Genomic DNA, 20,022 nt, shown 5'->3' on the forward strand with positions numbered 1-20,022 from the left:
GAGTGGTCCTTGATGCCTGGGAGTGATTGGTGCTTGTTCGAAAGGAACTTTACGCCAGAACGCCTGCCCGCCGGCCGAAGACGCACCCTGCTGCAAGGCCGGTGCCGCCCGGGTAGTTGACACTGAACAGTCCGCCGAGCATTTCACCTGCCACAAACAGCCCTTCGATGTGCTTGCCGTCAGCGTTCAGGACGCGGCCGTGGGTATCGGACTTGATGCCGCCGAATGTGAACGTGATGCCGCACGTCACGCCGTAGGCGTAGAACGGTCCCGTTTCGATGGGGGCGGCCCAGTTGCTCTTGACCGGTTCCGTGGCCGCCATCCGGCCGTCCTTGACGGTGGGATCGAACGGGATGGACCGATCGATCGAGTTGTTGAAGTCCGTCACGATCTTGGCCAGATTCTCCGGGTCCAGGCCGATCTTGGCGGCCAGGTCTTCGATCGTGTCCGCGACCTCCACCGAGATGCCGGGCATGTCGTATTCCTCGCTGCGCAGCATCGGGCGCAGGGTTGCGTCGAAGATCTGGTAAGCCACAGATCCGGGCTGCTTGAGGATTTCCTTGCCGTATTTGGCGTAGGTGTAGTTCCTGAAGTCCGCGCCCTCGTCGAGGAAACGCTTGCCATCCGTGTTCACGATAATGCCCAGCGGGTAGCTCTGCCGGGTCAGCCGATTGGTGAGTTCACGGTTGCTCTCGTTAGTGGCTGTGAAGGCATCCCACTGAACGCTGTGGCAGGTGCCCCAGTCCCCGCCCTTGGTGGCCCCGATCTCCAGAGCCGCGGCGATCATGTCGCCGGTGTTGTACGGAGTCCCCCGGACCTTGGCGTTTTCCCAGCCCTCGCCCAGGTGCTCCCGGCGCCACTGGGGGTCGGACTCAAAGCCGCCCGCGGTGAGGATCACGGATTCCGCCCTGAGAGGCAGCTCGCCTTCCGCAGTATTGACGACGACGCCGGCAACTCGCCCGTTTTCCACGATGAGGCTTTGCGCCGCGTGGCCGTAGCGGACATCGATGCCCAGTTCGGCAGCAACCCGGGTATGGTCCTCGATCAGGCCTTCGCCGCCACCCACGTTCCCCACATGCAGTCCGCCCCAGAAGAGGTAGGATCCATCCGCGCGCTCATACGCCTGACGCTCGTACATCAGGCGATACTTCAGGCCCAGGCCATTGAGCCATCGCAAGGTGGACTGGCTCTCGGCGATGAGAACCTCCGTCAGCGCGGGATCATTCCGGCCCTCAGTGACCTTTTCCAGGTCCGATGCATATTCCTCAGCGCTGTAGGGAGGAACCACGGTGCAGCTGTGACGCTCATCCGGTTCCACGAGGCCCTGCAGGTCATCCAGCCCGTTGTGAACGATCCGGGTGGCGCCAGCGGTATAAAAGCTGTTACCCCCGGCCATCTCCTTCTCACCCTTTTCCAGCAGCACAACGCGCCGCCCACGTTCCGCCGCGGCATGCGCAGCAGTGAAACCAGCATTTCCGCCGCCCACCACAATTACGTCAACACTGTCCGCACTCCGGGGTCCGGCTCCATTACCGATAGACATTGACTGTCCTCTCACTAGGATTAGTGAATCCAACTGTATACAAAGGTATGCAACCGGCGCAAATGGTTTCTACGTCTCGAAAACTTGCCGGTGACTGCCATCACAGGTATAACTGTATTTCATTGTGTACAACGGTATCCGATGTGGACCCTAGTACTTTCGCCCCGCCCAACAACGTCGTTACGGAACGAGAACCATGAAAAATCCCCTACGCAATGCTGTGTTCGGCCTGGTTGTGGCCGTCATCGCCGCGCTTGCGTTCGTGAATGCCGGCACCGCCGGTGGAACGAGCACGGCCAGGAACAAACTCACTCTGATCGCTCCCGCGGCCCCGGGCGGCGGTTGGGACGGATTTGCCCGCGAAGGACAGCAGGCGCTCAAGAGCGGCGGCGTCGTCAATAACGCCCAGGTAGTCAACGTACCCGGGGCCGGCGGGACAATCGGCCTGAGCCAGTTCGTTCAGACTCCGGGGCGCGAAGACGCCCTTCTGGCGACCGGTGGAGTGATGGTGGGGGCCATCGAACTCGGCGACAATCCGGAGTCAATGGCTGACGTTGTTCCCATCGCCCGGCTGGCCGATGACTATGCGGCACTGGTGGTCCCGGCCGATTCCGAGTTCAAAACCCTCGGTGATTTCCTGGCCGCTTGGACGAAGGATCCTGGTGGAACCTCGATCGGTGGCGGCTCCCTCGGCTCCATTGACCACCTGCTTAGCGCGATGGTAGCCAAAACCGTAGGCGTGGATCCCAAAGATGTGAACTACATTGCGTACTCCGGAGGCGGGGAGGCCCTGACCTCCCTCCTGTCCCACACCACGTCCGCCGGCATGTCCGGCTACAACGAGGTCAGCGACCAAATCGAAGCGGGAACCCTGCGGGCGCTGGCCATCTCTTCCGAGGAGCGGCTCGACGGCGTTGACGTTCCCACCTTCAAGGAACAGGGCGTGGACGCATCCATGTCCAACTGGCGTGGGTTTGTGGCCGCGCCCGGCACAACGGACGAAGTGAAAGCGGAATTTATCGCGATCGTCACCGAGATGCGCAGCAGCGCCCACTGGCAGGAAGCCCTGAAGCGCAACAACTGGACGGACACCTTCTCAACCGGCGAAGAATTCGAACAGTTCATCAACAACGAAGTTGCAACGGCCCAAGAAATCGTAAAGGACCTCGGCCTATGAGCATCACCCAGCACCAGCAAGAAACAGGATCCGCTACGGAACCGCAAAGCCAACCAAAAGCAGGCTTCGGGACCGGCCGCAGTGAATTCGTTGTGGTCGCCGTGCTGTACGCAGTGGCCATCTTCCTCACCGTGGGCACTGCGACCATGAATGTGCAGGGCAAGTCAGCTCCCGGACCGCAATTCTTCCCCATTCTGGTGTGCATAGTCCTGTACTTGGTGGCCACCCTCCTGGCGGTCCAGATCATTCGTTCACCGAAGGTCCCGGACAATGCCATCCATCCCGGGAGCGGGCAGTTCTCCGCGGATATGCTGCACGACCTTGGCCATCTGGGGAAGGACGAGGATGAGGCCTGCGAAGAAGCAGCATCCCTGGCGCCGGCCAAAACCTGGAAGACCTACTCGGACTGGCGGACGGTTGGCCTGCTGCTGGCCGGCGTCGTGGCGTTTGTCCTGCTGCTCAACCCACTGGGCTGGATCATCAGCGCCGCAATGCTGTTCTGGGTTGTTGCCTACGCCCTCGGCAGCCGCCGCCATGTCTTCGACATCGGCGTTGGCCTGCTCTTTTCCTCAATTACTCAACTGGCCTTTGGCGCCGGGCTGGGCCTCAGCCTGCCCTCCGGCATCGTGGGAGGGATTTTCTAATGGAACAGCTCGAACTCCTGATGGGCGGCTTCGCCAGCGCCCTGACCCCCATCAACCTCCTGTGGGTGCTGATCGGCGCAATCCTGGGCACCGCCGTCGGCGTCCTTCCCGGGCTTGGCTCCGCCATGGCGGTGGCGCTGCTGCTGCCTGTGACGTTTTCACTGGAGCCGACGGCAGCGTTCATCATGTTCGCCGGCATCTATTTCGGCGGCCTTTTCGGTGACTCCACGTCCGGAATCCTGCTCAACACCCCGGGCCACTCGTCCGCCATCGCGTCCACGTTCGAGGGTCACCGGATGGCAAAGAACGGTCACGCCGCCAAGGCCTTGGCCACTTGCGCCATCGGCGCCTTCATCGGCGGCCTGATCGCCACAACCCTGGTAGTGTTCTTCGCGCCGACCTTGGTCAAAATGGCCACCGTCTTCGGCCCGGCCGAGTACTTCGCCCTGGCAGTGTTCGCGTTCCTGGCCATTTCCGCCGTCGTCTCTGAATCAGTTATCCGCGGCATCGCGGCCCTGGGGATCGGGCTGGCCCTCGCCCTCGTGGGAATCGACGGTCCAAGCGGCACGGCCCGGTTCACCCTGGGCATGCCCCAGCTCTTCGACGGGATCTCTGTCATCGTCATCACGGTGGGGCTGCTGGCCCTCGGCGAGGTGTTCCACATCGCCTCCCGCATCCACCGCGACCCCGTTGCCACGCAAATCGAAACCAAGGGCCGGGCACGGCTTACGCTCGCTGATTTCAAGAAGGCATTGCCCGCCTGGCTCCGCGGCACCGCGTTCGGCGCCCCGTTCGGGCTGATCCCCGCCGGCGGCGCTGAAGTACCCACCTTCCTGGCCTACGGCACCGAGAAGCAGCTGGCCAAGCGCCGGAACGATCCCGAGTTCGGCACCACCGGTTCCATCCGCGGCCTGGCAGCTCCCGAAGCCGCAGCCAACGCCACGGCCGGCACTGCCATGGGTGCCCTGCTCGCATTGGGACTTCCGACGTCGGCCACCGCGGCCATCATGCTCGCGGCCTTCCAGCAGTACGGCATGCAGCCCGGCCCCCTGCTCTTCGAACGAAGCGGCGACCTGGTCTGGGCGCTGCTGGCCTCGCTGTTCATCGGCCTGGTGATCCTGGTGATGATCAACATTCCGTTCGCGTCCGTCTGGGCCAGGCTGTTGAGCATCCCCAAGCATTACCTCTACGCCGGCATCACCGTCTTCTCGATGCTCGGTGTCTACGCAGTGAGCTCCGCGGTGCTAGACCTCTGGCTGCTGACCGCGATCGGACTCACCGGATTCCTGATGCGCCGCTACAACATCCCGCTGGCACCAGTGTTGATCGCCGTGATTCTGGGGCCGATGGCGGAGACCGAACTGCGCCGCGCGCTGGCCGTCTCCGAGGGGAACCTGGGCATCCTGGTGGACAGCCCCATCACCATAACCCTGTATCTGGTCCTCGCCGCAGCCCTCGCCGTTAGCGCCATCCAACACCTCCGTCACCGGGCCAGCCGGAAAGCCTAGTGGTATGTCTCCAAAATAGTTTGCGGGTGTTCTGTTAAACTGGGGGTATGACGAATCCGGCTCCTGCATTGGTGGTTTCTGATGGACAACGTGCAGCATTGGAGGTCCTTTCGAAATCGCAGACGGCGTCCCATCGCGAGGTTCAGCGGGCGCAGGTTTTGTTGATGGCCGCGGAGGGGTTGGCCAATGAATCGATCGCGAAGGTCGCCGGGACGAGCCCGGGGACGGTGAGGTCCTGGCGGGCCCGGTTCGCCGAGGACGGCCTGTCCCACCTGGGAGAGGTGCGTGCCGGGCGGGGCCGCAAGCCGGTCATTCCGCAGTCAAAGATTGACGAGATCGTTGATCTGACGCGCAATTCCAGGCCCGAAGGGCAGACGCACTGGTCGGTGCGGACGATGGCGGCGAAGGTGGGGGTGTCTCCGGCGCAGGTGCAGCGGATCTGGGCGGCCAGGGGCTTGAAGCCGCACCTGGTGGATACGTTCAAGCTCTCCAACGATCCGCGGTTTGAAGAAAAACTCATTGATGTCGTCGGCCTGTACCTGAACCCGCCGGAGAAAGCGATCGTGCTGTGCATGGACGAGAAATCGTCCATCCAGGCCCTGGACCGCACCCAGCCGTCCCTGCCGATGAAGAAAGGCCGGGCGGAAACGATGACCCATGACTACAAACGCAACGGCACCACCACCTTGTTCGCTGCCCTGGACGTGGCCACCGGAAAAGTCATCGGCTCATGCCTGCCCAAACACCGGCACGAAGAATTCCTGGTGTTCCTCAAGACCATCAACAAAGAAGTCCCGCAGGGCCTGGATGTCCACCTGATCCTGGACAACTACGCCACCCACAAGCACCCCGACGTGAAAGCCTGGCTGGCGAATAATCCCCGCTTCCAGCTGCATTTCACCCCCACCTCGTCCTCGTGGCTCAACCTCGTCGAGCGCTGGTTCCGGGAACTCACAGACAAGGCCCTGCGCCGCGGAGCGTTCCATTCCGTACCGGACCTGATCCACAAGATCGAAGAGTATCTCGCCGCCCACAACACCGAACCCAAACCCCTGGTCTGGACCGCGACCGCAGACTCAATCCTCAAAAAAGTAGCCCGCGGCCGCGTCGCCCTCGAAACCATCAAACAAAACTGAGACACACCACTAGTTGCCGGGCCCAACCAACAGGAGAGCCCCTGCGCTCAACTACCCGACGGGCAGTCGAGCGCAGGGGCTTTCTCCCGCTAGGACCGCGCGGCGCGGATAGCCCGGGCCCCAGCGGCGCCGGCAGCCAGGATCACCGGGACCAGGCACAGCAGGGTGACCACGGTGTTGGGACGGAACGCCGCGCGGCCGCCGACGGTCCGGTACACACCCAGCGGCAGCACCAACCCGCCGCCACCCCCGCCGGAGGCACCGTCGCCGGCTTCGCCGCCTCCCCCGAACCCGAAGGACACCAGGGCGACCGGGATGATTTCTTCCCCGCCCACCTGGACGGCCGGGCCATAAGCCTTGTTGACGCCGATGTTTTTGAAGGTGTCCACGAAGGACGAAAAGGAATCAGACATAACTTCACCATAGGCGCGCGGCGGAGTGATCACCATGGGTGAGCGGCCGACGTCGGGCCTTCCCCAGCGTGCCGCGTATTACGCCGCGACCCCTGCCTGCAATACTTCGGGGATGTCTGCTCCTTCAGCCGCGTTCGCCGAGAACGTCATCCACCAGCCCGCGCGCGCCCAGTTCGAGGCCTTCATCGATGACCACCGGAACATGCTCAGCGCCTGCCTGGACGGCCTCACCGAGGAGCAGGCGCGCCGGCCGCTGGTGGCATCCCGCACCACTCTGCTGGGCTTGGTGAAGCACGCGGCGTTCGTGGAGAAAGTCTGGTTCGACGAGGCCATCACGTGCCGGTCGCGCACCAAGATCGGCATTCCGGCAACACCCGACGAGTCGTTCATCCTCACGGACCAGGACACCATCGCCAGCGTCCGGCAGGCCCACCGGGAGGCCTGCGAGGCATCGCGCCAGGCGACGTCGTTGTTAAGTCTCGACGACGTGCTCCGCGGCAACCGCCGCGGCCCGCTACCCCTGCACTGGGTATACCTGCACGTGCTGCGGGAGTTCGCCCAGCACTGCGGGCACGCCGACATACTTCGGGAACAGATCCTCAACGGCTGACGCCGGGCAAGCGCCGGCGTCAGCAGCGCCGAGTCAGGCCTTGTTGGCCGTCGCGGCGGCCGAGAGCGCAGCCAGCCCGCGCTCGAAGTCGCCGCCGACCATCTTGTCCATGTTCACGATCATGGCGAAAATCTTCGCGAGCCCCTTGTTCTCGCCGGTCATCCGCCACGTGACCTGGGTTCCGCCGTCGGCCGGAGTAAACGTAAACGTGGTGGGATTCACAGCCTTGAACGGCTTTGTGAACTCAAGCCGGACCTTGATACTCCGGGGAAAGTCGGACTCGACAATTTCCATGTTTCCGCTGCCTGCTTTGCGGTTGCCACTCCACGCATACTTGGCCCCCACACCGGCGTCACTGCCCGAATACGAGCGGTTAAGTTCCGGGTCCACGTTCTCCCAGGGCGACCATTTAGTCCACTCCAGGAAGCTGTTGACCAGCGGAAACACGTCTTCCGCGGGGGCAGGAATAAGGGCGCTGCGAGTGACTTCGTAAGTTGACATGCCGCAATCATAGGTGGAGGGAGCCGATATTCAGCGAGTCCCGCATGTGGCGTTCACCAAGTGTTCCGGAACCCGATACCTGTCTTGCGTACTGTCGCAGGATCGACGGCCGGAGGTACGGCCGCATCAGTGAAAGAGGCATCGATGACCACCGGAATCCACCAGCCCACCCTCAGCCGGCGGGCCGCGCTGGCCGCCGCCGGAACCCTTGGCGCGCTGGGACTGACAGTGGCTGCGGCAGCCGGAAGCTACGCGGCACCGGGGGCGAAGGCACCCAAGCCCGCACTTGCCTTCCGCCCAGACGGCGGCTTCAAAGTGATCCAGTTCAACGACACCCAGGACGACGAGCAAACGGACCGCCGCACGATCGAGCTCATGGACAAGACCCTGGACGCGGAGAAGCCGGACTTCGTGGTGATCAACGGCGATGTGATCAATGGCGGCTGCGACTCTGAGCTGGAGGTCAAGCAGGCACTCAACCACGTGGTCCAGCCCATGGAGCGCCGGCAGATCCCGTGGGCCGTCACGTTCGGCAACCACGACGAGGATTCCGTGGCACGGACGGGCATGACCGAGGCCAAAATGCTGCAGTTCCTGCAGACCTACGAATTCAACATGAACGGCGACTCCACGCCGGGGCTCACCGGGACGTCGAACTCAATGCTGCTCGTGCAGTCGGCCAAGTCCAGGGAGCCGGCCTTCGGCCTGTGGCTCATCGACACCGGCCGATATGCACCGGACGCCATCAATGGACAGGACTTCGAAGGCTACCCCGACTGGGACTGGGTACGCATGGACCAGGTCACCTGGTACCGCAACCTGTCCATGGCCACCGAGCAGAAGTACGGCAAGAAGGTCCCCTCCCTCATGTGGGGCCACATCGCGCTCCACGAGCACCGCAACATGTGGTTCGCCAGCCTAGACTCGCGGACGGACGCCGATCACACCCGGGCCCTCACGAAGCACAACATCGTCGGCGAACGGAACGAGGACGAGTGCCCCGGTCCCATCAACTCCGGCCTATTCAACGCCTTCCTGGAGCGCGGGGATGTGCTCGGCTACTTTGTGGGCCACGACCACGTGAACACCTACGTGGGCAACTACTACGGGGTGCAGCTCGGCTACGCCCCCGGAACCGGATTCGGCGCCTATGGGCTCCCCGGCGCTGAACGGAACCGCCTGCGCGGCGCCCGGGTCTTTGAGCTGGATGAGAACCACCCCGGAATCTACAAGGACACCCGGCTGGTCTTCGCCAAGGACATGGGCATCGACCTGACGGCCAACGACCAGCCGATCGTTCCCCAGCCACTGGACCCGGCCCAGGCCCAGGGACGTTAGCGTCGGCCAGGACTAGGTTGCCGCTCCGTGCGGCTCCGGCGGGACTGGCGGGCTAGGGGGTGGGACGGGCTATCCGGCTGTTGGCCGGTTCCTCCCATCCCATCCCCTGTGCCGCAGGTTGCGGGTGGCCACCAGCGAGGCGCCGATGAACAGCACGCCCAGGACCACGGTGGCGACGCCCACGTAGAACCATCCACCCTGGCCGAAGATCATCAGCGCGACGCCCAGCAGGCACAGGCCTTTAGCGGTGATATCCAAGTACAGCTGCACCTTTGGCGAGTCCATACCTCCACGATAAGCCCGGCGGCGGCATCGCAACCCGTGCGCTTTTCCTAGTCCGCCCGCTCGGAGCTACTGGTAAGGCGGACAGCGGCCAGGCCCGCGGCCGCAGCCCAGGCCTGCGGCGAACCTGCGTGATGGTACGTAACCGGCACAGGGAAATCCGCCCGCGAGAACCCGCCGAACAGTTCCGGCAGGCTGTTGCCGAAGTGCGCGGCCGCCTCCCGGATCCCCTCTGCCACGGTCCGTGCCTGGTCGGTCAGCCCGTAGGCTGCCATTCCCTCCGCGGCCAGCATGGTGTCATGCGGCCAGACGGAGCCGTTGTGATAGGACATCGGGTGGTAAAAGTGCTGGCCTTCGGCGAGGGTCCGGATCCCCCACCCGGTGAAGAAATCGTCCCGGAGCAACCGGGAAGCGACCGCACGGGCGTCGTCCGCATCGAGGATCCCCGCCCACAGCAGATGGCCGGCATTGGAGGCCAGCGCGTCAACCTGCTGGCCTTCACCGTCCACGGCCAGGGCGGGAAAGTTCTGGTTCTCCATCCAGAACGCGTCCCGGAAGCGGAGCTTCAGCTCGTCGGCGAGCCCGCGAAGGGTGCCTGCCCAGGCCTGGTCATCCCATTGCTCGGCTGCGAGGCGGGCGCATTCCCGGAGGCCGCGCCAGGTGTAACCCTGCACTTCGGCAAGGGCGATGGCGCCTACCGGTTCGCGGCCGTCGGCTCCGGCCACGGCGTCGAACGAGTCCTTCCAGCCCTGGTGGAGCAGGCCCGCGGGGTCCGGGGTGGAGCGGACAAACCCGGTGTCCTTCAGGCCGCCGTCGCCGAGGATCCACTCGACGGCGGCCCGGGCGGGCTTCTCCAGGTCGCGGAGCAGCGCGGGATCCTCCACTTGCCCCATCGCCATCAGGAACAGCGGTGTGGAGTCCACCGTGCCGTAGTAGCGGCCGTAGGGAACAGCACCCAACTGGGCCAGCTCGCTCACGCGCACCTCGTGGACAATCTTCCCCGGCTGCTCCACGCGCGCCGGATCATCCGCTGTTCCCTGCGTTGCAGCCAACGCGCGGAGCACATCGCCCAGCAGCTGCGGGCATTCTTCACGCGTGAGCATCGACGCCAATAAGGAATCCCGGCCGAAGAGCGTGAGGAACCAGGGCAGCCCGGCCGCGGGGATGGTCAGTTCGGGCTTGACGGGGCAGGGCATCAGCAGCGAATCAAGGTCTTTCAGGCTCTGGCGCGCCAAGGCTGTCAGCCCCTCGCCGGAACGTACGACGGCGGCCGGAACCGTCGGGCGTGCCTGCCCGCCACTGGCGACCGCAGAAACAGTCAGGGCCTGCGTCTCCCCCACTGCCAGCGCCAGATCCCAGGACAGGGCGGCGCCGACGAAGCGCCCGTCGGCAGGCTCCCTGCGGACCGTTGGCGGGATGCTCGCGGCCAGGCGGACGCCGGCCTCGAAGGTCCGGCCACGGAAAGTGTGGCTGTAATCGAAAGCCAGCGAGCCCTCGTCGTGGACGTCCATGCTGCTGGCGGCGGCGCTGAGATCGAAGATCCGGCCGTCGGTGCGGACGGTGAACTGGTCCGCGAAGTCTGTGCCGGCCCGCAGGACCAGCCGGGCCGTGATTGGCTCCCGGCCAAGGTTGCGGATTCGCAGGGTGTCGGTAAGGCCTCCGGCGTCCAGCTCCTGGGTCCGGAGGACGAAGAGGTCGTGCGTCTGGTTCCGCCGTGCCGCCGGACTGAGGGCGGTCTCGCGGCGGCCCGGTTCACGGACGCTGCCCACATCCCAGAAGGTGGAGTCGTTGATCTCCAGGATCCAACGGGACAGCAGGCGCGTATCGGCAATGTAGAGGCCTTCGGTTCCCTGCGCGGGTGCGTCTGCCCGGCCCACGCTTCCGTCGGCAGCGCCGCGCATCATGGCGCCGTGGGCCACGAGGACCGAGACGGCGGACGGGGGTGCAACAGCGGTCATGGCGTGCTCCGATGATAGGTGGTTTCCAGGGCCAGCGCGGCGGTCCAGCTGAATCTGCGGGTCCCGTGCGCGGCTCCGGTCCAGGGGTCTACATACTCGGGGAAGTTGTGCTCCGCTGCGAGCCTGCCGATATTGCCCCGAAGGAAGGCCGCCTGGTCGGTGTGGCCAAGCCTGTCCAGCGCCTCCGCGACCATCCAGGACATGTTGAACCAGGCCGGGCCGCGCCAGTACAGGGCCGGATTGTGGTCCACGGCCGTGGCGTCGTAGCTGGGCACCAACAGGGCGCGCCCGTCCATAAAGCGGGGTCCGTTCAGGGTCTCCAGCAGGGCGTCGGTGTGGACCTGTCCGGGCAGCAGGAGCGGGATCAGGCCGTTGATGGTCGCCTTCTTGACCACTGTTCCATCGGTGACGTCGCGGGCTGAGTAGCAGCCCAGCTCCGGCACGTACAGGGCCTCCAGCGCTTCGGTGATCTGTTGCGCCCGGTCCCCGTGGGCCTCGCCGGGCAGGCCCAGCTCGGCGGCGATGTCCGCCAGGGCCAGCTCCGACACCGCCAGCAGCGTGTTGAACAGCGGATCCTCCATCAGGAACGGGTAGTCCGCATCGGCGTCGTCGCAGCCGTGGTCCCGGTAGCGCTCAGCCATCCAGAAGTATTTGCCGTACTCCTTCTGGCTGGGCCGCTCGCCGGCGTCGGCGTGCTGCAGGTCGGGCCGGTTCAATTCGGTTTTGCTGTCAGCCGGGATCCGCTTCATCACCGTGTCCCACAGCGGCGAATTGTCCGTGCCGGACTCCCAGGGGTGCACGATGCAGGCCAAGCCGGACCCGCCGCGGTCGCGGCGGCCGGACAGGTATTCGTGCCAGCGGACCAGCTTGGAGTAGTTCCGCTCCAGGAAGGAGCGGCGGCGGGATTCGGCGGGGTCGGCCTGGTGGATTTTCCAGACAGCCCACGCATGGTTTGGCGGCTGGACCAAGCCTGCTGTCTCCACCTGCTTCGGGGAGCCGGGAATGAGGCGGGACTGCCAGAACGATGCCCCCGGGGCGTAGTCCTCGTCCCGGTGCGGATCGAAGATGATCTGCGGCAGCCGGCCGTCATCCCACTGGCCGGCGAAGAGTGCATCCATCTCCTGGCCCGCGCGGCGGGGTGAGATCCGGCTGAGGCCCACGGCAATGAAGGACGAATCCCAGCTCCACTGGTGGGGATAGAGGCCGGCGGCCGGAACCGTGTGGGTCGTGCGCCAGTTGGCCTCCAGCACCGCCGTGGAACGCGCGGCGATCAGCTCGGCCATTACTGATGACCCGCCGTCGCTGGTCCCCGAAACGGCCGTCACAGGTATCGCCCCAACAGGGAGGGCACCCGGGGAAGGACTTCCTCCGCCGGTCCGGACAACCGGGATTCCAGGGCCACTGTGCCCTGGTAGCCGATGGATTTCAGCGTCGCACCAAAGAGGGCCCAGTCGATGTGCCCGGCACCGGGTTCGAGGCGGTTGGAATCGCTTGCCTGAATGTGGCCGATGTATCCGGCGGCGTCCTGGAGGGCCGCTGCAGGGTCGCTTTCCTCAATGTTCATGTGATAGGTGTCCGGAGCCAGGCGTACGGCGTCCAGGCCCACAAGCGTCAGCAGCCGCACGCCGTCGGCCAGGGTGTTGATCATGTGGTCCTCATAGCGGTTCAGGGGTTCAAGATAGATCTCCACCCCTTCGGCGGCCGCATGCTCGCCAAGCTCCGTGAATGATTCCACCAGCACGGCGGTGTCCTCTTCCTCGGTGCGCGACGGGATGAATGGAGGAAGGCGCTTGGAGAACATTCCGTAGGAGGCCGGCGTCATGACGCCCCGGCCGCCGATCTCGGCCATAACGCTCAGCTGCGATTTGAGCTGGACGACGGCGTCCTTCCGCAGTTCGTCGTCGAAGGCTCCGACAAAGTGGGGCATCTCCACGCATGCGGTAGGCATGACCACGCCGGCATCCCGGGCCCGGCGCAGTTCCGGCAGGCGCGCCTGGAACTGCAGCCCGCCGGCGGACCGCAGTTCAATGCCGCCGAAGCCCCAGGAAAGCGCTTGGTCGAATTTCTCTTCCAGGCTGGTACCGGGCAGGTGCTGCTCCTGGACGGTGATGAGGGTCATGGGAACTCCAATACCACCTGGAGGGCGGACTCCGGGTCCGTGTCCAGGAGTTCGTAGGCTTTGGCGGAATTCGCCAGGGAAAAGGTGTGGGTTACCAGGGCCGGCGCGTTCACCCGGCCGTCGGCGAGGTGGTCCACCACGGTCTGCTGCAGCCGGGGCACGGTCCAGCGGGAGCGGAGCCGGTTAGGAACGGAGCCGATCTGGGAAGCGAGGAGCTGAACCCGGTTGTGGTGGAACTCCTCACCGAACCGGACGCCGGCGGCTTCGCCCTGATAGAAGCCGGCGGCGATGACGGTGCCGTCGGCACCTACCGCCCGGGTGGCCTCGTGCAGTGCACGGTAGTTTCCGCTGAGCTCGATCGCCACATCCACGCCGGCACCGCCGGTGATGCGCCGGATGTCCCCTGCCAGTTCCGGGGCGGGGCCGAGGGCATGCAGGGCACCCCATTCGAGGGCACGCCGGCGGCGGGCCTGGATTCCGTCCACGGCGATCACTTTTGCCCCGTTAAGCACTGCGAAGCGGGTGGCAAGCAGTCCGATGACGCCCTGGCCAAAGATGGCCACGGTGGAGCCGGGGCCCAGGTCCGCGGCCAGCACGGCACTCAGGGCGATTGCGCCAACCCGCACGAAGGCGCCGGCGAGGGGATCCATCCCTTCCGGCAGCACGTGGCCCCGCAGTGATTCTGCCGCGAGAACGCCCTCGTCCCGGTGGCCCCAGATCCCCCAGACCATGTCGCCCACCTGCACGGGAGGATCGGCATCAACGGTGTCCACCGCCTGTCCTGCCTGCGGTGCCAGCTCCTCCACTTCGCCCACTTCGGAATATCCCCAGCCGTCCAGCGGATAGCCAAGCGCCTCCTGCCCGGGCTGGAACAACCGGGCGTCGGGATCCCAGATGGATGTCAGGTAGGGGTTGGTGCCGCGGTAGGCAGTGAGCTCGGTGCCCGCAGAAATACCGGAATAGATGGTCCGCACCCGCGCCTGACCGGCTTCGAGCGGAACGGAAGGCTGGTCGATCACGGCGACGCTGCGCGGCGCGGCCATGCGGAGGAAGCGGGACACTTCGGATCGATCCTTAGGTAGGTGAGGTGGCTAGGACTGTGATGCAAACGACATTAGCATAACAACTAGCCTACTTGTGTATAGACGTTAGGCAGAATCTGCAGTATCTTCATCACATGGTTTCCGACGCCTCCACGAGGCAATCCCCTGCCCGCTATCCGGCTGTGAAAGTGAGGCTGGTGGGCGCCGGCCAATTGGCCGCAAAGCCACCGAAGGCTGGCGCGAGGAGTTGGGCGTGCTGTACGTCCTGGGCCCGCACCTGCTGGACCTCCTGGAACTCGCTGCCGGACCGATCCAGGCAGTTCGCGCCGAAGGCAGCAAGGACTATGTCACCCTGACCACATTCCACAGTGACGGCGCCACCGGCCAGGCGTGCCTGTCCGGCTCCGTTCGGCTGCCCCAGGCCAGAACCACGCTCAGCGTCTACTCAGCGGCCGGCAGCCTGGACTACACCACCGAGTGGATGGACCACCCCGAATGCTGGCCTGCCCTGCGGCGGGAGTTCGCAGACGCCGTGCAGTAGTCGGAGTGCCCGGCCTTGCGGCCGAATCGCCGCCATCAGCCTTTCTCCGCGCCGGCAGTGAGGCCCTCGGTGAGGAGCCGCTCAGCAGCGAAGAAGATGATGATGATGGGCAGCGTGAGGATCACCGAACCGGCCATCAGCACCGTGGTGGGCACTTCAATGCTGCCGGCCAGCTGGGACAGGCCCAGCGAGACGGTCCAGTTGGAACGGGTGTTCACCAGGAACAGCAGGGCGAAGAGGAACTCGTTCCACGCGATCATGAACACGAACAGGCCGTTGGAAATAATAGCCGGCATGGCCAGCGGCAGGCTGATACGGCGCAGCACGCCGAGCCTGCTGCAGCCGTCCAGGGCCGCGGCTTCCTCCAGGCTGGTGGGAATGGTGTCGAAATAATTGCGCAGCATGTAGATGGTGACCGGGATGACCTGGGCCACGTACACGATGAGCAGCGCCACCAACTGGCCGCGCAGGCCGAGCCGCGTGAAGAAGGTGAACAGCGGGATGGCCAGCAGGATGCTGGGGAACAGGTACACGGCCAGGAACAGCGCACTGATCTGGCGGCGGCCGAAGAAGTTCAGCCGGCTGATGGCGTAGGAGCCTGGAATGGCCACCAGCAGCGAAATCAGCACCGTTCCCAGCGCCACCATGGCACTGTTGCCCATGAACCTCAGGAAGCCTTGGCCGCCGCCCTCCTGCGGAGTCATGATGTTGCGGTAGGAACTCCAATCCAGTTCGCCGAACGGAATGGCCAGCGAGCCGGGATCGCGCAGCAGCGAGTCAAGGGGCCTGATGGAGAGGATAAACATGTAGTAGAACGGGAACAGCGTCACCAGCACCAGGCCCACGATCACTACCCAGCGGAGCACACCGAAGACCTTGGTCTCGATCACGTCCCGCGTCCAGCGCGAACCCTCCGGGGGCCGGGACGGGGAGGCCGGGCGTCTCGTTTCGACGGGGACAGCCATCAGGAGACCTCCTCTTTCTTGCCGAAGAATTTGATGTAGATTCCCACCATCAGGCCGAGGATTACGGCCAGCACCAGCGCCTGGGCAGACGCGGCACCAATATCGCCACGCGCGGTCAGGAAGTTGAACACGGTCACGGCCACCACTTCGGTACCGCCGCCACCGCCGGTGAGCAGGTAGATGTCATCAAAGCTGTTGAACGTCCAGATGAACCGCAGGACGGACAGCATGGCGATGGTGGGCAGCAGTTGCGGAAGGATGATGTGGACAAAGCGTTGGATGGGGGTTGCCCCGTCCACCCTGGCGGCTTCCTCCAGGCTGTCCGGAATAGCGTTGATCCGGGCCGTGAGGAACAGGAAGGCGAACGGGAAGGACCGCCACATTTCAAAAACGATAACGGCAATCAGCGCGGTGGGGATTTCAAAGTTCAGGCCGAGGAAGGAGACTTCCCTGGCCCGCTCGCTGAGGAAGGGAATGGACTCCTCCCAGCCCAACAGCCGCTTTCCCCAATAGTTGATGAGGCCGAACTGCGGATCCAGCATGGTGGTCCAGGTAAATGTCACGGCCACGATGGGTGATACGTAAGGGATCAGCATGGACGCGCGGATCAGGGTCCTGCCCTTGAACGGCTTCCGGAGGGCCAGCGCCGCGATCAGCCCCAGGATGATCGCCCCAGCGGTGCCGAAGATGGAGTAGGCCAGCGTTGTGCCGAGCGACGTGAAGAAGCTGCTCGAGAACACGCTTTCGAAGTTGGCCACCGTATACGGGCCGAAGATGCCGGCGGTACGGATATTCAGGATCCGCACGCGCTGGAACGCCAGCACCAGGGTCCAGAGGATCGGCAGAACCACCATGACCAGGACCAGAATCAGCGTGGGCGAAAGCAGTGTGAGTCCGGCCCGCTGCTCCTCCCTGGCCATCGGTGAAAGCTTGCGGCGCCCCCGCGGGCCGGCGGCTGATGCCGCCGGCCCGGCAGGAACGTCCTTTTTGACAGAACTCACTTCAGCGAACCCTGAATGGAGCGCAGGGATTCCGCGGCCTGCTTGGCTGCGGTTGCAGGATCGACTCCGCCGGACGTGACGTCGCTGACGGCCTTGGCGATGGGCAGTTCGCCCAAGGCTGCGCCCACCAGGTCGCCCTGGCCCTGGGTGATGCCCCAGCGCTTCAGGTCATCCGGACCCTGCTCAAGGATGGAGAGCACGTCCTCGGAGTAGAAGTTACCCAGAGGTTCTTTCCGGTCCACACCGGCGGGCATGGTCTTCCACTTGTCCGAGTATTCAGTCGGATTGTCCGCCGTTCCCGCACGGACCGGAAGCCTGCCTTCGGGGGCGATGGACAGCCAGTCAACATAGCCGTCGGTCATGAAGTACTCCACGAACTTCTTCGCGGAATCCGAGGCAGAGTCCTTCATGACTGTCCAGGACACAATCTCGCCAAACTGGGCTGGCTGCCCGCCGTCGGGTCCCTGGATACCTGTCACGACGCCCGTGTTCTTGGCGAGGAAGGCAGGATCGGCAACGCACTCCGGGCACGTGGGCTTGGCGTTGTCACGCAGGCCGGCCATCTCGTCCAGAATGAAGGTGGACCATATAGCCATGGCTGCCTGGCCTGCGAAGTAGGAAGCGCGGACCGTGTCCACATCCTGGGCGCCCGGAACCGAGTACTGGGTCAGCATGTCGCGGTAGAACTCAAGGGCACCCACACACTCGGGGCTGTCAAAAGTGATGTCCCCCTGGTCATTGACCATTTCACAGCCGTTGCCCTGCGCAATATGTTCGAACGTCTGCTGGGTAAACGCCTCGCCAGGCTTATTGGCTGCCGCAAGGCCTGCGAGCTGCGGGGTGTCCAGCTTTTGCGCCGCTGCCTTGATGTCGTCATAGGTCTTCGGTGCCGCAATGCCGGCCTTGTCGAAGAGGTCTTTCCGATAGTAAAGGAGCTGCTGCCAGGAGGAGTCGGGGACCGACAGCTGCTGGTCGCCGTCCCGCGTCAGCTCGAGGGCCCGCTCGGAGAATGTGCTTGCACCCAGGCTCTCGATGACCGCCTTGTTGCCTGCGGGGTCCACCAGGTCGTTGGCGGCGAGCGTGCGGACCTGCGCAAGTGAAATGGAGCCGATGACATCCGGGAGATCCCCGGCCGCAGCGGATGAGGTCAGGACCTGGTTGAACTGGTCCTCCGGCACGCCCACCAGGTCAACCTGAACGCCCGTGGCGGCGGTGAACTTGGCGATGATCTCCTCCGTTTTGGCGACGCGATCCGGCAGGGTGTCCGCGGTCCAGACGGTGATCGCCTGCGTGCCGCCAGTGGTTGGGCCGCCATTCGAACCTTCGTTGGGTGTGCAGCTTGCCAGCATTGCCATGGTCAGCGACGCTGCCGCAATCACGGCCACTTGTGAGCGTCCTCTGGTTCTCATCACTTCGATGCTCCTGTCTTCGGCGGCCCCGGAACCGGTGCCGCGGATTCGCACGCTGGGCCCCCGTTTCCGTCTGGCCCGGACCGCTTCGGCCGGGCCAGCAAACAGGTGCTGAAAGACTTCCCGGCTGTGAGCGCAGTCACAAAGCCGGGACTTGTGCCTAAAGGCTATCCAAATGTTGTCTAGCTGTCTAGCATTAGCTGCAGAGTCAATCGACACGGGCGCAAGCAGGTTATGCCTCCTCCACCTCAGGAGCACCTAGGATTGCCAAAGTGCCTTTCAACCGTAGGAGCCGCAGATGTACGTGGGACCAGGGGACGTCCTTCAGCTAATCCGGTCGGGTAAGGCCCGGACGCGCGGGGACCTCCAGGAAGAAACAGGCATGTCCCGCATGACGGTGGCACAGCGCGTGGATGCGCTCCTGAAGGCCGAACTGATCCGCGAGGCCGGCACTGCCAGGCCATCCGGCGGACGCCGCCCCACTGACCTGGCCTTCAACCTCCAGCACTCCTGCACGATTTCAGCGTCGGTTGAAACAACCTCCACCCGCGTCGCCCTCACCGACCTCAGCGGGGCCATCGTGGCCGATGAGCACCTGGATATTGCGGTCGACGACGGTCCGGAGAAAGTCCTGCACGGCATCATCGAAGCGGGATACAGACTCCTTAAGGGGTCCAAGACGCCGGCGTCGAAGGTCTCGGGGGTGGGTGTCTCCATCCCCGGCCCGGTGGATCCGCACACGCTCCGGCCCAGCCAACCGCCCATCATGCCCGGCTGGGACGCCTACCCGATAGTGGAGTTCATCCAGGACGCGTTCCCGGTTCCTGTCCTGGTGGAGAACGACGCGGACGCGATGGCTGTGGGCGAATACAGTGCCGGGTTCGCCGGCACCACTTCGCTGTGCCTGGTGAAGGTTTCCACCGGCATCGGCACCGGGCTGGTCATCGACGGGCGGATCTACCAGGGCGTCGACGGCGGCGCGGGCGACATCGGCCACGTCCGCCACCCTGCTTTCGCTGAGCTGCAGTGCCAATGCGGCTCCTTCGGCTGCCTCGCCGCGGGAGCCAGTGGAGGCGCCATCGCACGCGAACTCGCAGGCCTCGGCATCGAGGCTTCCTCGGGGCGGGATGTGCGCCAGCAACTGCTGGCGGGAAACGTCGACACGATGCGGCTGACACACGAAGCGGGCCGTCGGCTCGGCGAAGTGATGGCCACCGTCGTGTGCCTGCTTAATCCGGCAGTCCTGCTCATCGCCGGAGACCTTGCCTCGTCGTCGCTCATCGGCGGCATTCGCGAAACGCTGTATCCCATGTCCCTCCCCCGGGCCACGCGTCACCTTGACGTCCGGCTTGCAGCCCTGGGCGAGGACGCAGGAATCCGCGGGATGTCCTCCCTGTTGGTGAACCAAGTTTTCTCTGCTTCCGCGGTCAACGCCCGGCTCGGCTAAGCACAGCCGGAAAACTGACCGCTACGCCCGGGCCCGCGGGGCCAAGGCGGTGTTCAGGAACTCCAGGTGCGCCGGCGTGATGGCCACCGCGGCCGCCGCGTAATCCGGGTGCTTGCGGACGTACTTCTTGATGAAGGGGCAGACCGGGACGATGGCGCGACCCTCGTCAATCGTTTCATTGAGCGCCACCTTGGCGAGCTTGCCTGCAAGTCCCTGGCCGCCGTATTCCTCATTGATCACCGTGTGGTAGAAAATCCGCTGCGGCGAGCCGCCGCCGTCGTACTCCTTGTATACGGCTTTACCAATGACATTCCCGCCGGTCAGCACTTCGAAGCGCTGCCGCTCCGGGTTGTGGCGGATGGTGACATCGTTCACGGGATCTCCTCG

Annotated in this window: 20 protein-coding genes; 8 read left to right on the forward strand and 12 right to left on the reverse strand. The window is 64.7% G+C overall.

Going from position 1 to position 20,022, the window contains the following annotated elements; all coding sequences use genetic code 11:
- Positions 1 to 49 precede the first annotated feature (49 nt).
- Positions 50 to 1,543: an FAD-dependent tricarballylate dehydrogenase TcuA gene (gene tcuA / locus AU252_RS05590; protein WP_058929875.1), complete on the reverse strand. Its 1,494-nt coding sequence runs from the start codon at positions 1,541 to 1,543 to the stop codon at positions 50 to 52.
- Between the two features lie 196 nt (positions 1,544 to 1,739).
- Here tcuA and AU252_RS05595 point away from each other — a divergent pair, with 196 nt between their 5' ends.
- The 4 genes from AU252_RS05595 to AU252_RS05610 are packed head-to-tail and all read left to right on the forward strand — an operon-like array spanning position 1,740 to position 6,008.
- On the forward strand, positions 1,740 to 2,720 hold the full coding sequence (locus AU252_RS05595; protein WP_058929876.1) for a Bug family tripartite tricarboxylate transporter substrate binding protein: 981 nt from the start codon (positions 1,740 to 1,742) through the stop codon (positions 2,718 to 2,720).
- Positions 2,717 to 3,364: a tripartite tricarboxylate transporter TctB family protein gene (locus AU252_RS05600; RefSeq protein ID WP_058929877.1), complete on the forward strand. Its 648-nt coding sequence runs from the start codon at positions 2,717 to 2,719 to the stop codon at positions 3,362 to 3,364. Before AU252_RS05595 ends, AU252_RS05600 begins: the two co-directional genes overlap by 4 nt.
- Positions 3,364 to 4,872, forward strand: coding sequence for a tripartite tricarboxylate transporter permease (locus tag AU252_RS05605; RefSeq protein WP_058929878.1), 1,509 nt, complete (start codon positions 3,364 to 3,366; stop codon positions 4,870 to 4,872). Before AU252_RS05600 ends, AU252_RS05605 begins: the two co-directional genes overlap by 1 nt.
- Positions 4,873 to 4,919: 47 nt before the next feature.
- Complete coding sequence (locus AU252_RS05610; RefSeq protein WP_058929059.1) at positions 4,920 to 6,008, forward strand: IS630 family transposase; 1,089 nt, start codon at positions 4,920 to 4,922, stop codon at positions 6,006 to 6,008.
- Between the two features lie 89 nt (positions 6,009 to 6,097).
- Here the strand turns inward: AU252_RS05610 and AU252_RS05615 are convergent, their stop codons facing one another.
- Positions 6,098 to 6,421, reverse strand: a complete 324-nt coding sequence (locus AU252_RS05615) for a hypothetical protein (RefSeq protein WP_058929879.1) — start codon at positions 6,419 to 6,421, stop codon at positions 6,098 to 6,100.
- Between the two features lie 112 nt (positions 6,422 to 6,533).
- Here AU252_RS05615 and AU252_RS05620 point away from each other — a divergent pair, with 112 nt between their 5' ends.
- Complete coding sequence (locus tag AU252_RS05620) at positions 6,534 to 7,031, forward strand: DinB family protein (RefSeq protein ID WP_058932768.1); 498 nt, start codon at positions 6,534 to 6,536, stop codon at positions 7,029 to 7,031.
- A 33-nt stretch (positions 7,032 to 7,064) separates the two neighbouring features.
- Here the strand turns inward: AU252_RS05620 and AU252_RS05625 are convergent, their stop codons facing one another.
- Positions 7,065 to 7,532 (reverse strand): SRPBCC family protein, encoded by a 468-nt coding sequence (locus AU252_RS05625; protein WP_058929880.1) that lies wholly within the window; start codon positions 7,530 to 7,532, stop codon positions 7,065 to 7,067.
- Between the two features lie 144 nt (positions 7,533 to 7,676).
- On the opposite strand from AU252_RS05625, the gene AU252_RS05630 reads away from it, so the two are divergent.
- A complete protein-coding gene (locus tag AU252_RS05630) occupies positions 7,677 to 8,870 on the forward strand; it encodes a metallophosphoesterase family protein (protein ID WP_058929881.1) in 1,194 nt (397 codons plus the stop codon).
- Between the two features lie 69 nt (positions 8,871 to 8,939).
- On the opposite strand, the gene AU252_RS05635 is transcribed toward AU252_RS05630, so the two are convergent.
- Genes AU252_RS05635 through AU252_RS05655 form a run of 5 tightly spaced genes read right to left on the reverse strand, consistent with a single transcriptional unit; the run spans position 8,940 to position 14,290 of the window.
- Positions 8,940 to 9,155: a hypothetical protein gene (locus AU252_RS05635; RefSeq protein ID WP_058929882.1), complete on the reverse strand. Its 216-nt coding sequence runs from the start codon at positions 9,153 to 9,155 to the stop codon at positions 8,940 to 8,942.
- 47 nt (positions 9,156 to 9,202) lie between these two features.
- A complete protein-coding gene (locus AU252_RS05640; RefSeq protein WP_058929883.1) occupies positions 9,203 to 11,110 on the reverse strand; it encodes a glycogen debranching N-terminal domain-containing protein in 1,908 nt (635 codons plus the stop codon).
- Positions 11,107 to 12,435 carry an MGH1-like glycoside hydrolase domain-containing protein gene (locus AU252_RS05645; RefSeq protein ID WP_157768941.1) on the reverse strand — a complete coding sequence of 443 codons (1,329 nt, stop codon included), beginning with the start codon at positions 12,433 to 12,435 and terminating at the stop codon, positions 11,107 to 11,109. Before AU252_RS05645 ends, AU252_RS05640 begins: the two co-directional genes overlap by 4 nt.
- The gene (locus AU252_RS05650; RefSeq protein ID WP_058929885.1) at positions 12,432 to 13,229 is read right to left on the reverse strand and encodes a sugar phosphate isomerase/epimerase family protein; all 798 of its coding nucleotides are present in this window, start codon (positions 13,227 to 13,229) and stop codon (positions 12,432 to 12,434) included. Before AU252_RS05650 ends, AU252_RS05645 begins: the two co-directional genes overlap by 4 nt.
- Complete coding sequence (locus tag AU252_RS05655) at positions 13,226 to 14,290, reverse strand: zinc-dependent alcohol dehydrogenase (RefSeq protein WP_058929886.1); 1,065 nt, start codon at positions 14,288 to 14,290, stop codon at positions 13,226 to 13,228. Before AU252_RS05655 ends, AU252_RS05650 begins: the two co-directional genes overlap by 4 nt.
- A 235-nt stretch (positions 14,291 to 14,525) precedes the next feature.
- Here AU252_RS05655 and AU252_RS05660 point away from each other — a divergent pair, with 235 nt between their 5' ends.
- The gene (locus AU252_RS05660; protein ID WP_058929887.1) at positions 14,526 to 14,813 is read left to right on the forward strand and encodes a hypothetical protein; all 288 of its coding nucleotides are present in this window, start codon (positions 14,526 to 14,528) and stop codon (positions 14,811 to 14,813) included.
- 35 nt (positions 14,814 to 14,848) lie between these two features.
- On the opposite strand, the gene AU252_RS05665 is transcribed toward AU252_RS05660, so the two are convergent.
- The 3 genes from AU252_RS05665 to AU252_RS05675 are packed head-to-tail and all read right to left on the reverse strand — an operon-like array spanning position 14,849 to position 18,164.
- Positions 14,849 to 15,778: a carbohydrate ABC transporter permease gene (locus AU252_RS05665; protein ID WP_099093372.1), complete on the reverse strand. Its 930-nt coding sequence runs from the start codon at positions 15,776 to 15,778 to the stop codon at positions 14,849 to 14,851.
- A complete protein-coding gene (locus AU252_RS05670; RefSeq protein WP_058929888.1) occupies positions 15,778 to 16,779 on the reverse strand; it encodes a carbohydrate ABC transporter permease in 1,002 nt (333 codons plus the stop codon). The genes AU252_RS05665 and AU252_RS05670 overlap by 1 nt, the downstream gene beginning before the upstream one ends.
- Positions 16,776 to 18,164 (reverse strand): ABC transporter substrate-binding protein, encoded by a 1,389-nt coding sequence (locus AU252_RS05675; RefSeq protein WP_240484332.1) that lies wholly within the window; start codon positions 18,162 to 18,164, stop codon positions 16,776 to 16,778. Before AU252_RS05675 ends, AU252_RS05670 begins: the two co-directional genes overlap by 4 nt.
- 322 nt (positions 18,165 to 18,486) lie before the next feature.
- Between AU252_RS05675 and AU252_RS05680 the strand changes: the two genes are divergently transcribed.
- Positions 18,487 to 19,635 carry an ROK family transcriptional regulator gene (locus tag AU252_RS05680; protein WP_058929889.1) on the forward strand — a complete coding sequence of 383 codons (1,149 nt, stop codon included), beginning with the start codon at positions 18,487 to 18,489 and terminating at the stop codon, positions 19,633 to 19,635.
- Positions 19,636 to 19,656: 21 nt separating this feature from the next.
- On the opposite strand, the gene AU252_RS05685 is transcribed toward AU252_RS05680, so the two are convergent.
- Positions 19,657 to 20,010, reverse strand: a complete 354-nt coding sequence (locus AU252_RS05685; RefSeq protein ID WP_058929890.1) for a GNAT family N-acetyltransferase — start codon at positions 20,008 to 20,010, stop codon at positions 19,657 to 19,659.
- Positions 20,011 to 20,022: the final 12 nt, after the last annotated feature.

This window comes from Pseudarthrobacter sulfonivorans (genome assembly GCF_001484605.1).
GTDB lineage: Bacteria > Actinomycetota > Actinomycetes > Actinomycetales > Micrococcaceae > Arthrobacter > Arthrobacter sulfonivorans_A.

Excerpts from the sequence above, each read along its gene's own strand:
- tcuA (WP_058929875.1), bottom strand. The coding sequence starts at position 1,543 with ATGTCTATCGGTAATGGAGCCGGACCCCGGAGTGCGGACAGTGTTGAC.
- AU252_RS05595 (WP_058929876.1), top strand. The coding sequence starts at position 1,740 with ATGAAAAATCCCCTACGCAATGCTGTGTTCGGCCTGGTTGTGGCCGTC.
- AU252_RS05600 (WP_058929877.1), top strand. The coding sequence starts at position 2,717 with ATGAGCATCACCCAGCACCAGCAAGAAACAGGATCCGCTACGGAACCG.
- AU252_RS05605 (WP_058929878.1), top strand. The coding sequence starts at position 3,364 with ATGGAACAGCTCGAACTCCTGATGGGCGGCTTCGCCAGCGCCCTGACC.
- AU252_RS05610 (WP_058929059.1), top strand. The coding sequence starts at position 4,920 with ATGACGAATCCGGCTCCTGCATTGGTGGTTTCTGATGGACAACGTGCA.
- AU252_RS05615 (WP_058929879.1), bottom strand. The coding sequence starts at position 6,421 with ATGTCTGATTCCTTTTCGTCCTTCGTGGACACCTTCAAAAACATCGGC.
- AU252_RS05620 (WP_058932768.1), top strand. The coding sequence starts at position 6,534 with ATGTCTGCTCCTTCAGCCGCGTTCGCCGAGAACGTCATCCACCAGCCC.
- AU252_RS05625 (WP_058929880.1), bottom strand. The coding sequence starts at position 7,532 with ATGTCAACTTACGAAGTCACTCGCAGCGCCCTTATTCCTGCCCCCGCG.
- AU252_RS05630 (WP_058929881.1), top strand. The coding sequence starts at position 7,677 with ATGACCACCGGAATCCACCAGCCCACCCTCAGCCGGCGGGCCGCGCTG.
- AU252_RS05635 (WP_058929882.1), bottom strand. The coding sequence starts at position 9,155 with ATGGACTCGCCAAAGGTGCAGCTGTACTTGGATATCACCGCTAAAGGC.
- AU252_RS05640 (WP_058929883.1), bottom strand. The coding sequence starts at position 11,110 with ATGACCGCTGTTGCACCCCCGTCCGCCGTCTCGGTCCTCGTGGCCCAC.
- AU252_RS05650 (WP_058929885.1), bottom strand. The coding sequence starts at position 13,229 with ATGACCCTCATCACCGTCCAGGAGCAGCACCTGCCCGGTACCAGCCTG.
- AU252_RS05665 (WP_099093372.1), bottom strand. The coding sequence starts at position 15,778 with ATGGCTGTCCCCGTCGAAACGAGACGCCCGGCCTCCCCGTCCCGGCCC.
- AU252_RS05680 (WP_058929889.1), top strand. The coding sequence starts at position 18,487 with ATGTACGTGGGACCAGGGGACGTCCTTCAGCTAATCCGGTCGGGTAAG.